A 14,178-nucleotide genomic window follows, 5' to 3' on the forward strand; every position below is an offset into this window, starting at 1 on the left:
CTACTCCTCTACTAGCGCATTGATAAGTGTTTCCATTTCCATGGAACGAGAGCCTTTGAACAACACAGTACAAGGCTGAGCCTGTTGCGCTTGTAAATACGGCTGTAAATACTGTAATAAACTGTCTTTATCAGTAAACGCATGAGCACTGATATCAGAAATCTCTTGCGCACCTGCTACGGTATAAGGTGCATACTCACCCACACAAAGCAGTACATTGATACCCGTGGTAGCGATAGTCCGACCCAAGCTTTGATGCTCGCTAACTGCCGCCTCGCCCAGTTCAGCAATATCGCCTAACACCATCACTTGCGTGCCGGTTTGCGCCGCTAATACTTTAGCAGCCGCGCGTACTGAATGTGGGTTGGCATTATAGGTGTCATCAATCAAGCGATGCATGCCAAGCAGCTGACTATTCAAGCGTCCTTTAGCAGGACGGGCGTTTTCAAGCCCGATGACAATGTCATTAATGTTAATATTTAACGCATGCGCACAAGCAGCAGCCGCCAAGGCGTTATTGACATTATGCTCACCCGCTAATGGCAAATTGATATCATGAACTTGGTTGCCAATATGTAATTTAAACTCACTGCGTTCAGGCTCAACATCTAAATGGCTGGCGCTGACGTCAGTATTACCAAAACCAATCACATGTGAGGTATGCGTTTCTGCAATACGGCGTAACTGATTGGTAAAGTCGTCTTTATCAGGCACAATCGCAAATTGGCTATCATTCAAGGTATGATAAATCTCTGCTTTAGTTTGACAAATACCGTCACGACTACCAAATTCACCCAAATGCGCGGTGCCAATGTTTAGGATACAAGCCACATCAGGTTGGACAATTTCAGCTGTATAAGCAATCTCACCAATATGATTGGCGCCCAATTCCAAGATGGCATAGCGATGATGATCCGATAACTCAAGTAGCATCATCGGCACACCTAAATCATTATTTAAGTTACCACGGGTAATCAATGTCGGTGCCAATCTACCAAAGATGCTACCCAGCATCTCTTTACACGTCGTCTTACCACTTGAGCCGGTGATGGCAATGACCGTTAAGTCTTTATGCTGCTGACGGCGATAAGATGCCAATTGCCCTAACGCTAAGCGCGTATCACTAACGATTAGCTGTGGGATATTAGTAGTGATGGGACGAGAGACGATAGCGGCTATCGCACCTTGTGCGGCGGCCAACTCAATATAATCGTGACCATCGAAATTGTCGCCCGTTAACGCCAAAAAGATATCACCGGGTTTTATCGTACGGGTATCAGTGGCGATGCGAGTGCTCGTAACGTTATTGCTTGATTCTGCTTGCCCTTCACTTAGCTGCCAATGCCCATCAAGTGCCGCTGTTGCTGTGAGCAGATTATCTACCTGCCAAACATACAGCCCTTGCGACTGAATGGCGTTATCCTTATCGGCTGTCATAGTGATTACCTTATATGATGATTGCTTATTTTTTATAATTGAATATCAAAAACTGTTTAGAAACATTAAAAAAACGGCTTATAACCGCTACTATTTATATGCGTTCAGCTTGCGCTAAGGCATTTTGCAAGACAATCCTGTCATCAAAATCATAACGGACATGATTAATCTCTTGATAGGTCTCATGACCCTTGCCAGCGATGACGACGATATCGTCTACGGCTGCTTGACTGACGGCGTATTCGATCGCTGTTTGGCGCGCAGGCTCAATATGGGTGCGTTGATATTGCTCAGCACTCATCCCTGCTTGCATGTCTTGCAATATCATATTTGGGTCTTCAGTACGCGGATTATCCGCTGTCAAAACAACTTTATCCGCGCCTGCCAGCCCCGCTTGTGCCATCAATGGACGCTTGCCGGCATCGCGGTCACCGCCGCAACCAAATACAGCCCAGAGTTGACCTTTACAATGGGTCTTGAGACTGGCAAGGACCTGACTTAAGGCATCTGGCGTATGCGCATAATCCACGATAAAGCAGCCATCATTAGAGGGTACACGCTGCATACGTCCAACCGCACCTTGTAGCTGCGGTACAACGGTGGCAATGCGCTCGATACATTTATAAATATCGCTACCTTTATTGGCATCAAGTGCTACTGCAGCAGCAATAGCCGCCAGCAAATTCGCCACATTAAAGCGCCCAAGTAATGGGCTGATGATATCTAAATTACCCATTCTCTCATTACCAAAATCTGTACGCAGGCTAATTTCAACCCCTTGTAAGCTTGGCGTGATTTCAGCAGCAACAAAGGTCGCGGTTTTCGACGGCTCTAAACTATAGGTCCAAACCGTTAGATCGCTAGCGTGTGCCGTATCAAGCATAATCTGCGCATACTCGTCATCGATATTAATGATGGCGTGGGTCAAATTTGGAAAGTGCGCTTTATCAAACAGTCTAGCTTTGGCCACCGCGTACTCTGCCATATCCGCATGATAATCTAAGTGATCACGACTCAAGTTGGTATAAATCGCTACCAATACTGGCATGCCTTGCAGACGTTGCTGATCCAGACCGTGTGAGCTGGCTTCTAGTGCTAGTAACTGCGCACCTTCTCTACCCATTTGATATAAAAACTGCTGTACCGCTGACGCATCACCAGTGGTATGGCTGGCTTGAACTAAAGCGCCAAGCTTACCATTACCTGCCGTCCCCATCACCGCACTGCTCATGCCGGTTAATTGGGTTAACTGCGCCACCAATTGACTGATGGTCGTTTTGCCATTGGTACCCGTCACCGCCACCACTGTTGGTAATATCGCGGTTTGCTGATACTGCAAACGTGCCTGCACCAAATCGCCCAAAAAATTACGGATATTAGGTACATATAAAACAGGGCAAGAAGGCGATGCAAGCTGCTGATCAGTGGCAAAAGTATTAGTATCGGTCAGGGGAATATTGGCATGTGGTGGTACATTTGCCTTAGCCAGTAAAGCGATAGGATCGATTTCTGATAGGATAAAAGCCGCATTTTTAGCGGCTTGATAAAGATAGTCACGACTTCTTTGACAGTTTGGTGTTTGGCTTTTTAATAAGACAAATACATCGCTCGGCTCTAATTGACGGCTGTCTAAACGGAACTGCTGAAATGGGATTTCGGCAACCAAACTTATGGAGTTTGATGCAGCTAAATTTGATGAATCCTGATTTGATAATTGATTAATAGGTGCTGTTATCATCGCTGCTAAAGCCTGCTGTAGGCTTTGACTGCCACTGGCTTTTAGCTGTTGCAAGGTGACAGTAGTGCTACTTGGCGATGAGGGTGACAGGGTCATTGGCAAATCCTAAACGGTTAAAACAAATCAAATAGTTAAAAACTGAACATTAAAAAAAGACCGCTACGACTACTGAGCTTCGGTTTTTAACGGTTTATCCAAAGGCACATTATATAAACGCAGCGCCTCTTTCATGACATTATGAAAGACGGGTGCCACTGTTAAACCGGCATAAATCTGACCACGTGGGTCTTCGATTAACATAACACCGACTAGCCGTGGATTCGACGCTGGCGCCATACCAGCAAAGACGTTACGATACTGATCGGTATAATAACCACCCTTCGGATTGATACGGCGTGAAGTACCTGTTTTACCGGCAACGCGATAGCCATCAATGGCCGCACCTTTAGCAGTACCACCATTCTCAGTGACACTTTCCATCATCTGGACGATGGCCATTGCCTGTTCGTGCGCCATAATGCGTTTACTTGGCTGCGCTTTGTCATTTTTAGTCAACGTTAGCGGATGCATCACGCCACCTGCCGCCAGCGCTGAGTAAGCTTGCGCTACCTGTGCCAGCGTCACTTGTATACCATAGCCATAACTGACTGTTGCACGTCTTGAGGTTTCTTTTTCTTTTGGTGTGACCACAAGCCCACTACCTTCACCTGGGAACTGCAGCGGTGTTTTTGTCCCAAAGCCAAACTGCTTTTGCATATTGGTAATGCCATCAGGTGGTAGAGACAAAGCAATCTTGGTCGAGGCGACGTTACTAGATTTCTGTAGTAGCGTTGCCATCGTGATCCGCCCGAGATTGTTATGGTCACGAATCGTATAACCACGGACACGGATAGAGCCAGGATTGGTATCGATCAAGGTAGTGGCCGTATATTTCCCTGAATCTAAAGCGGCAGCAACGGTAAATGGCTTCATGACTGAACCGGGTTCAAAGACATCAAGAAGCGCACGGTTACGCTGATTTTCACCGGTCATCTCATTCAGGTTATTGGAGTTAAATGACGGCCATGTCGATAGCGCCAGTACTTCACCGGTTTGTACATCGACCACCATACCCGTTGACCAGCGCGCTTTTTGCAAACGCCCCGCCTTTTCCAGCTCTTTATAAAGCAAATATTGCAGACGTGAATCAATGGTCAACTTCACATCTTTGCCCGGCACTTCTGGCTCAATCTGTTTAATTTCTTTAAGACTGTTTTGTTTGGCATCTTTGAGTACCAAAACTTTACCATCATCGCCCGCCAGCTCTTTTTCATACTGACGTTCGATACCAGCACGCCCCTCGTAACCACCTTCAGGATCGTTGGCATTTTGCCCCATAAAGCCCAGCAGTTGAGAATTGGGTTGCGGCTGCGGATAATAACGCTGAAAGAAGTTTTTCTCATTGACACCAGGAAAATCAAGCGAGCTGACACTTTGGGCAATCTCCGGCGTCACTTTATTCAATAGTGGCAAATAATGCGAGCCTGCACCCGATGGCAGCGCCGCTTTGACCGCTACTTCATCAGTCACATCGATACTATCGTCGATAGCAGTAACTTTTTTTAGCTCAGTAACTGAAATATTGGCAGCAGCAGCTAGGGTGGTCAAATCCATATTATCCAAGCGCTTCTGCATACGTGCGATAAGCTGCGGACTCTCAGGATTGGTAATAATAATGCGCTTAAGCTCATAATACTCGCGGGCATAATCATGCGGGCTAAAAGATACCGTCGCCAGTGGCGCACTGACGGCTAATGGCAGATCGTTGCGATCCGTAATCATGCCACGATAGGAGCTTTGCGTGCGCACACTGGTGATAAGCTCATTGCCCTTATCTTGATAAAACTGAGTGTTGAGAACTTGAATATAGTAAGCACGACCGATGAGCGCTACTAAAATAATAAGCGCTATTGCCCAAATCAGACGAAAGCGGTTTTTATCCTGCTCAACGCCGCCGCGAGAGGAAGCACCAGACGCTTTACCCAAAAACGCTCTTTTACTTTTCAGGTTTTTAACACTGGTATAAGCACCCTGCTCTTCATTGTTTTTTAGGCGACCAAACAGCTTGGCTTTGCGACTGTCGGATGATTTATTATCAGGTTTACTGCTCGTTTGCCCAGACTTTGCAGCACTAGCACGGCGTAGCGGCTTAGTAACCTTGCCGCTGGCTGATTTTTTGCTGGCATTCTTTGCAGCGGTTTTAGCAGTATTGGCGTTGGGCTTTTTATCACTCATTGTCCTGCCTCCGCTAGCTCAGAATCGGTCGCAGAAACCTCAACGGCTACATCACTCGCCGCACCATTAGCAGTATCATTGGCAACATCAGTTTCAATAATATCTGAATCATTGGCTGCTACGACGTCTGAGGTACTGGCATCAGGGTCAACCAGTGCAACAGCGGTTGCAGCACCCGGCTGGATAATCAGCTTGTCTGTGAGGGTTGGTGAAAACATACCCAACTCAGCAACCGCACGACTGGCAATTTGCGGCGTCGCACTAAAAGTCTGCTGCTCAATAAGCAAGCGCTGATGTTCAACTTGTAGCTTGCGCTCTTGTTTTTTCATGTCTTGCAAGGTCTTATAATCCTGATGATATTGCTGAACGCCTTCGGCCGTTTTAATACCACTCCATACAATAGCAGCCGCTAACAATATTAATATGGCCACATAAATATTTGATAACTTAAATTTACGCACAAATAGCTCGCCAACATCGGCATTGGGTGGCGTGGCGGCGCGGCGGCTTGCAGGTTTGTCAGATATTGCCATGACCATCTCAAAAAAGTGAACTACAACATATAAGAAGCGATAACTGGTTATGAGTTCTGTTGTGAGTTATATAAACCTCAGCACTCATCAGCACCATCAATAAAAGTAAAACAATAAAAGTAAAACCAAGCGATAAAATCAGAACCAAAGCAACTGCCGAGCCTAGCAGATAATGCTTACAGCTTTTTAACAGCCGCGTAATCATTAAGACATTCAGTCATATTTAAACCACATAATTTAATAAGGGTTTTTACGATTGAATATCTGTCACATAGTCAATATCTGTACGAGTTGCCATGCGTAACCATGCACTACGCGAGCGTGGGTTATGGCTTATTTCCGATTTACTTGGACCAACGCGCTTTGGCTTACTAAAGTAACGAGGGCGGTTAGGCGGCATCGGCAAATTCTCATCTTCTGGATATTGCCCTTTACTATGACGCTGCAAAAACTGCTTAATACGGCGATCCTCTAACGAATGAAAGCTAATCACTGCCAGCTGTCCGCCTGCTTTTAAAACCGGAATACTTTGCGCTAAAAATTCATCAACATCACCAAGCTCATTATTGATAAAAATTCGCATAGCTTGAAAGCTTTGTGTCGCTGGATGTTTGCCTTTTTGCCATTTTGGATGCGCAACCTTGATTACTTCAGCCAACGCCAAAGTAGAGTCGTAACTGTCCATCTGCTTAATAGCGCGCGCAATACGGCGGCTATGGCGCTCTTCACCAAAATCATAAAGCACATTGGCTAAGGTTTCATCATCAACTGTCTCAAGCCACTGGGCAACCGACTGCCCGCGACTGGTATCCATGCGCATATCAACCGCACCATCGCGCATAAAACTAAAACCACGGCTACCATCGTCAATTTGCGGTGATGAAATACCCAAATCTGCCATCAAACCATCAACTTGCTTAATTCCCATTGCCGCTAAACTGTCGGTCAATGTCGCAAAACTATCATGCACCACTTTTACGCGGCTATCAGTATTTGCTAATTCGCGAGCAACGGCAATCGCTGTCGGATCTTTATCAAAGACAATCAATGTCGCATCATCGGCTAATTGACTAAGTAGCAAGCGGCTATGACCACCGCGCCCAAAAGTTGCATCGACGTAAATACCACTCATTTTTAAGCTATTTTGGCTTTCACTGCTTTGTTCAACATTGTCTGTTTGCTTTGGTAGCGATTTGACACCCAAAACGGCAGCGACTGTTTCTTGCAGTAGCACCGCATCATGGACAAAACTTAATTGATCAGAGGTTGCTTGTTCTGTTACAGACTCTTGAGCAAGCTGATCAACAGACACATTTTCGGCAACAGACGAATGAACCGCTGACTCAGAGTTATCAGTAGCTGAAGAGGCATTTTCTTTAGAATTTGGCGTATTTTTTGGCTTACTATGCGATATGGACACAAACAACTCAGTAAATGACGGTCATTTTGACCGGTAATAGTAAAAAATCAGATGAAAATAAACAAGTTATGACTTACTTGACATTATTATCGCAAGGATACACGGGTAGTCAAGCGCTAGAGGGGCATTTCGTTAAAAATATTCCCGCGCTCTGTTATACTAGCGCTATATTTTACGCTATTTTTCTACTTTGACCGCTATTGTTTCAGTCGTATTTTCATTCATATTTTAATGGTCATTTCCTCTGACAACCACATTCTGAGATTTCTATGATGCAAACCTCCAGCCATAACCAAAATGCTGCAACCAGCAGTCGTCCTGTTCGTACTCGTATCGCGCCTTCACCGACCGGTTTTCCGCACGTTGGCACCGCTTATATCGCCTTATTTAATTTAGCTTTTGCCAAAGCCCATGGCGGCGAATTTATTTTACGTATCGAAGATACTGACCAAACACGCTCAACCGAGCAGTCTGAAAAAATGATTTTGGATGCGCTGCGTTGGGTTGGTCTTGATTGGGCGGAAGGTCCAGATATCGGTGGACCGCACGCGCCTTATCGTCAGAGCGAGCGTAGTGATATTTACAAAAAACACGCCGAACAGCTAATAGATAGCAATCATGCGTTTCGTTGTTTTTGTACTAGCGAAGAATTGGATACGATGCGCGCTGAGCAAATGGCTAATGGCGAAACCCCTCGTTATGATGGTCGCTGTGCTCATTTAGCTGCTGAGAAAACTGAGCAATTAGTCGCTGAAGGGAAACCGCATGTGATTCGTATGCGCGTGCCAACCGAAGGCGTCTGTCAGGTACAAGATATGCTGCGCGGTACGGTCGAGATTCCTTGGACGCAAGTGGATATGCAAGTGCTACTGAAAACCGACGGTATGCCTACTTATCATCTCGCCAACGTCGTCGATGATCACTTAATGGACATCAGCCATGTATTACGCGGTGAAGAGTGGCTGAACTCTGCTCCGAAACATCAGCTACTTTATGAGTATTTTGGGTGGGAGATGCCAGTACTGTGCCATATGCCATTACTGCGTAACCCAGATAAATCAAAACTATCGAAGCGTAAAAACCCAACGTCTATCACCTACTATCGTGATGCTGGCGTACTACCTGAAGCCTTGCTAAATTACCTTGGACGTATGGGCTACTCAATGCCTGACGAAGCTGAAAAGTTTACCTTGGATGAGATGATTGCCAGCTTTGATATTCAGCGTGTATCACTTGGCGGTCCTATCTTTGATATCGAGAAGCTTAATTGGCTCAATGCAGAATGGCTACGTGCGCTAACCCCTGAAGAGCTAAAGAATAAAATCCTCGATTGGGCAAGTAACAGCGATAAATTAACCGCCATCGCCGCCGCTATTCAGCCACGTATTGAGTTGCTGTCTGATGCGGTTAATTGGAGCGGCTTTTATTTTCAAAATCTACCTGATATCAATGCTGAAAGCTTTACGCATAAATCACTAACGGCTGAGCAAATTGTAGAGATGCTACAACTGGCGCTTTGGCAGTTGGAAACCTTACCAACATGGTCGGAAGAAAATATCTACGCCACGCTAAAAGGTCTTGCAGCTCATCTCGATATTAAAATGCGCGACTTTATGGCACCATTCTTTGTCGCTATCGCTGGTAGCACCTCATCAACGCCAGTCATGAACTCTATGGCGATTATCGGTGCAGATATGACACTGATACGTTTGCGTCATGCAATTGATGTATTGGGCGGCTTGGGTAAAAAGAAATTGAAAAAACTAGAGAAACAAGCAGCAGAGTTACCAGATTTTTTGGCTGGTAATAAGCTATGAAAAACATGTTTAGGCAGTATAACTATAGTTTTACAGAGCAAGAATATAGTCATATTTGGGAAAATTCTTTATTTATTTTTGATACAAACATATTACTAAATTTGTATCGATATCAAGACAGTAGCAGAAATGAATTTATAAAAATATTAGAGAGTCTTGAAGACAGAATATGGATACCTCATCATGTGGCACTCGAGTTCAAACGTAACAGATTAATAACGATTAAAAGTAGGACTAATTTACTTATAGAAGCAAAAGAGGCTATAAGTCAGTCACAGAAAACTTTGATCGCAGAATTAAACAAATTACAAATAAAGAAAAAACATTCACCAATTGATGTTGATAACATTAAAGGGAAGTTTAAGATATTGAGCGACGATTTATCAAAAGAGATTGATAATACTATTAGTCAACAACAGAAAATCGACGAACCCGATCCTCTTGAAGAAAAAATAGATACGATTTTTAATAGTAAAGTTGGTAGTGCAAATTATACTCAAGAAAAAATAGATGCTTTATACAAAAATGCTCAAGCTAAATACAAATTAAAAATATCTCCAGGCTATTTGGACGAAAAGAAGGACGAAGTCTGTGTAGACAATCAAATTGTTTACCAGAAAAAATATGCTGACTATCTTATATGGCAACAGATATTAGACCATGTAAAAGAAAAAGAATTAAAGCATATTATCTTTGTAACGGATGATAACAAGGAAGACTGGTGGTTAGAGGTTGCTGTATCTAATAGTAATTCTCAAACGAAGCATCGACAGCCAAAGCCTGAACTCCTTGATGATATGTACAATCATGCCGAAGTCGAAAACTTTCTAATGTATGACGCAGAATTTTTTCTTAAATACTCTAGAGATTACCTAAGAGCAAGTGTTTCAGAAGAAACTTTACAGGAGGCAGGTGAGACAAGACAGCTATTAAACCAAACTATGAACAATCAATTCCAGCGTAATCAAAAAGCAAACTCATATCTGAAAATGCTTCGGGCAAACATTAAGCTTGAACGCTTTAAAGAAAGTCTTGAATTTGAAAATTATGATAGTTTTTCGTCTAATGATAAACACATAATGCACTGTTCAGAGTGTGATAAAAATAGCATGATTCCTGAAGATAAAAGCGATACTGGCTATCAATGTGTTTATTGTCATAATGAATATAGTGAGCTTTTAGAAAGCGATTGTACAATATGTGGTATCACATGGCCTTATGATGATTTACGAAGAGTTGTATGGACTGATGAAGGAGATATCGAGATAATATGTCCACGATGCAGGAGAGATCCTGATTATGTCAAAGATGACTGACTATGTTTAGGTAAAATTATAGTTATAAAAATAGTTCTATTGAAAAAGAAGTATTATGAATTCGATAATCCAAACTACATGAAAATATCTACTGGATGCTAGTATGACCGCCAAAACCGTCACGATAGAAAGTAAAGATTATGTCTTTAACACATTAAAAGAAGCGCAAAGATACTATAATGCAATCGTAAAAGAGCTATACGACGCCAAGCTAACCCTCACGAGCGGTCAAGACTTTGAAGATTTAAAATGGATATATAGCTCTTATTGCAATTATACCAATCATAATTTAGATAAATTAGGCGATTCTGATATCGTTGGCTTTAAAGGTATCAGTACAGTACAACAAAAAGGTGGGCAATATATCCCCACAGAATGTGGTGCCGTTATTTTTTCAGATGGTACTGAAGAAGAATTCTTTACCGATAAAGCCATTAAAGAGATAGCTAGTCAGCAAAACCCACGCTAATTTGGGCTTATTAAGTAACTAAAACAGCTTTAATCACACTTTTTCGCATATTTATGCATTATTTTTAAAATAGCGGTTGACAAGACTGCTGCACTTACATAAAATACGCACACTCTTAGCGAGGGGCTATAGCTCAGTTGGTAGAGCACTTGCATGGCATGCAAGGGGTCAACGGTTCGACTCCGTTTAGCTCCACCATACTATTTATTGCAAAGCTCAGTTCACTGAAACTTTAACATAAATACTCGCTAGTAGGACGATATCAGCACCTAGGCACAGCTTGCTCTATTATTAATAGATAAGCTCTCTGATATTGTGAAGTTCCGTTGTAACCGCTTGGTTATAACACTCTATGCGTCCCCATCGTCTAGAGGCCTAGGACACCGCCCTTTCACGGCGGTAACGGGGGTTCGAATCCCCCTGGGGACGCCACTATTCGGCGTCACTTATTAGCACTTTTGCTTAGCACCTTTAAGCATTAGGTTAGACTAATAAGCGAACAATAAAAAAGCCCAGTCACCATACGGTGACTGGGCTTTTTTATGTCTAGCGTTTCTTATTACAGTCATTTCAATATGATTTGGATGAAAAGAAGGTGAGTTGAAGTACAGCAAGTAGTAGGCTGAGCAAGTCTGCCACCGTATGCAATTTCTATGAAATTAACGATAGACTAACACTGCACCAGAACTCTAATAGCCACTAATTTATCATCTAAGAAGCTTAGGTATAATAAATCATCGCTTGTCTTTTCACGGATTGAATACATCATATTGTAGACTGTTTTTATATCAGTAGACTCAATGCCAACGATATTATCTGAGACCATCACCTTATTTTCATGAATTTCAAACTGTTCAAGGCTTAAGCTTTTAGGATTAAAATTATTGTCGATCAATAATTCATTATATTTAATATGAAGGCCGTTAGGTATACCAATCACTTGCGTGATAGCGCCCTTATTACCTGTGATATCAACCTCCATATTGCCATACTGATAAAAGGCTTCTTCTCCGCTCTCTTCTTCAGTAAAAAAACCACCACACTCAACGTCTCTAAGTTTCTTAAATTCATCGTCGAATGTGGAGATGCTTTTAATCTGCTCTAGACTGAACGCTTTACCAATCTCAATTAGTCTTGTATTTGCGGCAGAAGATTTCTCAGCTTGTATATCACTGTCATGAGTTGTTATATCACTACTACAAGAACAAATTAAGAAGGACATAGCAAACATTAACGTACACTTATTGATCACATTACGACCCTCTAAATCTAACATCCTAAAATCAACCCTTTTGATTACTCAAACATGATACCCCTTACTCTCATCGTTTATATTTGCATCAAAATCAGCCTTGCTGCTAACGATTATAACAAGAAACAAACTCTCTAATGGCCCAACCCCATTGTCTGTACTCTCCTTGATAATACCCTTCTAGATACACCCAGGGGCGGTCTTTATTATCGTAAATGGTTTCTGTGATATAAACTTCACGGTCATTGCGTAGTTTGTTGATAATCTTACCATTAGGTTTATCACGAATATTTAATGGAGTCCCAGTAGGATCCGTTACTTTACAAACCTGCTCGGCATGCGCTACGCCCATTCCCGCAGTGATAGTAAAAATAGATAAGGCAAATATACCAACTAATTGTTTCATCTCAACTTCCTCTTGTCGATAAATGTTCTATACGTTCTTGCTAGAGTAGCAAAAACCCTATGACCTACACTGCATTTTTTACAAGATATTTTAGTTCGATCAACTTCTTATAAAGAGTAAAAGCAAGGTGTGCCTGATGCTTTCTAATATCATTATTGGTGAGATGAGTGACGCGATTATTCATCTCTTCCACTCTTATCCTAATGCTTTTATAAAAACTTAGTGGTGTACTTATCGATTTATAATAATTTTTATTGCAAGGTATAAGTAAACTATAATACGCGAGGTTTTTAACGCTATCACAAGGAAGTATTGGCTATGTTCGGTATTGAGAATTATCTAGGGTTTGTCATGGCGGCTATTTTGTTAAACCTAACACCAGGCACAGATAGCATGTACATCATCACTCGTAGTATGTCCCAAGGACAGACCGCAGGGTTTTATTCAGTACTAGGGATTACTTCAGGTATTTTGGTACATACTTTATTGGCTGCGTTTGGGTTGTCCGTGTTATTAGCCAGCTCGCCACTTGCATTTACGCTAGTGAAATATATTGGTGCGAGCTACTTATGCTATCTAGGCTTTAAGATGCTGACCAGTAAACAGACGCCTTTACTTGCCAGTAATTTACCTGATAAGGAAAAAATGGCGTCTACTCGTCCGTTAGATAGGTGGCAGATATATAAGCAAGGGGTGATCACCAATACCTTCAATCCAAAAGTCGCCTTGTTTTTCTTGGCATTCTTCCCGCAGTTTATCGACCCCAGTTATGCCAATAGTATGCTGTCGTTTTTAGTTCTCGGCCTGACCTTTGCCACAACAGGTTTTATATGGTGCTTGTGTTTGGCATTGTTAGCGTCAAAATTTAGCGAGAACTTACGTAAAAACCCTACTGTGGAAGTGATTTTAAATAAGATAAGTGGAGCGGTGTTTATTGGCTTAGGCATTAAGTTGTTGACTGAAAAGGCTTAATGTTTTCTTACTTGAGCTAAGCTTGTATATAACTCACTTCACTCTATCCTTTTTGAGCAGCGATTAGACTTCATGTTTTAACCCCACTATACTCATTGCCAATGAATCAGCTTAAAAATAGAAATAAATAGGTAGTCCTATGAGTTTTGTGAAAATATTTTCAGGTGTCCTCAGTGTTATTGTATTGATTGGTTGTGTGTATCTCATCAACGCAAGTACCGTAACTCCAGACTCTGTCGCCTGTGACGCCTCTGAAAAAAACGATATTGTTTTGTACGGTGCCGTCTGGTGTGGCTACTGCGAGCAGACAAGACAGTTGCTAGCTTCGAACAATGTCGACTACTGCGAATACGATATTGAACGCTCTGCTGAAGGATTTAGACAATTTGAGAGTCTTGGCGGTGGCGGGGTACCATTGATGTTATTTAATGGCGAATTGATTCAAGGATATAACAAACCTGAGATTGAATTACAGATACGAAATCAGTAATTCGTACCTCATGATTCTAAAGTGACCATTTAAGCACTCATAAAAAAGCCCAAT

General features: G+C 42.5%; 12 protein-coding genes and 2 tRNA genes. 7 read left to right on the forward strand and 7 right to left on the reverse strand.

Going from position 1 to position 14,178, the window contains the following annotated elements:
• The 5 genes from DABAL43B_RS13365 to rsmH all read right to left on the reverse strand — a co-directional run bounded on the left by DABAL43B_RS13365 (position 1) and on the right by rsmH (position 7,294).
• Entirely contained in the window at positions 1-1,437 is a 1,437-nt protein-coding gene (locus DABAL43B_RS13365) for a UDP-N-acetylmuramoyl-tripeptide--D-alanyl-D-alanine ligase (protein WP_079692845.1), read from the reverse strand.
• Positions 1,438-1,531: 94 nt separating this feature from the next.
• Positions 1,532-3,271: a UDP-N-acetylmuramoyl-L-alanyl-D-glutamate--2,6-diaminopimelate ligase gene (locus DABAL43B_RS13370; protein WP_079692846.1), complete on the reverse strand. Its 1,740-nt coding sequence runs from the start codon at positions 3,269-3,271 to the stop codon at positions 1,532-1,534.
• Between the two features lie 69 nt (positions 3,272-3,340).
• Positions 3,341-5,449 (reverse strand): peptidoglycan D,D-transpeptidase FtsI family protein, encoded by a 2,109-nt coding sequence (locus tag DABAL43B_RS13375; RefSeq protein ID WP_079692847.1) that lies wholly within the window; start codon positions 5,447-5,449, stop codon positions 3,341-3,343.
• Positions 5,446-5,982, reverse strand: a complete 537-nt coding sequence (locus DABAL43B_RS13380; protein ID WP_079692848.1) for a cell division protein FtsL — start codon at positions 5,980-5,982, stop codon at positions 5,446-5,448. The genes DABAL43B_RS13375 and DABAL43B_RS13380 overlap by 4 nt, the downstream gene beginning before the upstream one ends.
• Positions 5,983-6,232: 250 nt before the next feature.
• Positions 6,233-7,294, reverse strand: coding sequence for a 16S rRNA (cytosine(1402)-N(4))-methyltransferase RsmH (gene rsmH, locus DABAL43B_RS13385; protein WP_413771850.1), 1,062 nt, complete (start codon positions 7,292-7,294; stop codon positions 6,233-6,235).
• A 380-nt stretch (positions 7,295-7,674) separates the two neighbouring features.
• Here rsmH and gltX point away from each other — a divergent pair, with 380 nt between their 5' ends.
• From gltX to DABAL43B_RS13415, 5 genes are all read left to right on the forward strand, one after another.
• Complete coding sequence (gltX, locus tag DABAL43B_RS13395) at positions 7,675-9,219, forward strand: glutamate--tRNA ligase (protein ID WP_145952575.1); 1,545 nt, start codon at positions 7,675-7,677, stop codon at positions 9,217-9,219.
• Positions 9,216-10,535 (forward strand): PIN-like domain-containing protein, encoded by a 1,320-nt coding sequence (locus DABAL43B_RS13400; RefSeq protein ID WP_079692852.1) that lies wholly within the window; start codon positions 9,216-9,218, stop codon positions 10,533-10,535. The genes gltX and DABAL43B_RS13400 overlap by 4 nt, the downstream gene beginning before the upstream one ends.
• Positions 10,536-10,638: 103 nt before the next feature.
• A complete protein-coding gene (locus DABAL43B_RS13405; protein ID WP_079692853.1) occupies positions 10,639-11,004 on the forward strand; it encodes a hypothetical protein in 366 nt (121 codons plus the stop codon).
• Between the two features lie 122 nt (positions 11,005-11,126).
• Positions 11,127-11,202: transfer RNA gene (locus DABAL43B_RS13410), tRNA-Ala, on the forward strand.
• A gap of 158 nt (positions 11,203-11,360) precedes the next feature.
• Positions 11,361-11,436: transfer RNA gene (locus DABAL43B_RS13415), tRNA-Glu, on the forward strand.
• A 238-nt stretch (positions 11,437-11,674) separates the two neighbouring features.
• On the opposite strand, the gene DABAL43B_RS13420 is transcribed toward DABAL43B_RS13415, so the two are convergent.
• Both DABAL43B_RS13420 and DABAL43B_RS13425 read right to left on the reverse strand, forming a co-directional pair.
• Entirely contained in the window at positions 11,675-12,280 is a 606-nt protein-coding gene (locus DABAL43B_RS13420) for a hypothetical protein (RefSeq protein WP_079692854.1), read from the reverse strand.
• An 82-nt stretch (positions 12,281-12,362) separates the two neighbouring features.
• Complete coding sequence (locus tag DABAL43B_RS13425) at positions 12,363-12,662, reverse strand: peptide-binding protein (RefSeq protein ID WP_079692855.1); 300 nt, start codon at positions 12,660-12,662, stop codon at positions 12,363-12,365.
• A gap of 318 nt (positions 12,663-12,980) precedes the next feature.
• Between DABAL43B_RS13425 and DABAL43B_RS13430 the strand changes: the two genes are divergently transcribed.
• On the forward strand, positions 12,981-13,634 hold the full coding sequence (locus DABAL43B_RS13430; protein ID WP_079692856.1) for a LysE family translocator: 654 nt from the start codon (positions 12,981-12,983) through the stop codon (positions 13,632-13,634).
• A gap of 196 nt (positions 13,635-13,830) precedes the next feature.
• Positions 13,831-14,124, forward strand: coding sequence for a glutaredoxin family protein (locus tag DABAL43B_RS13435; protein ID WP_171996358.1), 294 nt, complete (start codon positions 13,831-13,833; stop codon positions 14,122-14,124).
• Positions 14,125-14,178: the final 54 nt, after the last annotated feature.

Origin of the sequence: Psychrobacter sp. DAB_AL43B, from assembly GCF_900168255.1 — a bacterium.
Taxonomy (GTDB): Bacteria; Pseudomonadota; Gammaproteobacteria; order Pseudomonadales; family Moraxellaceae; genus Psychrobacter.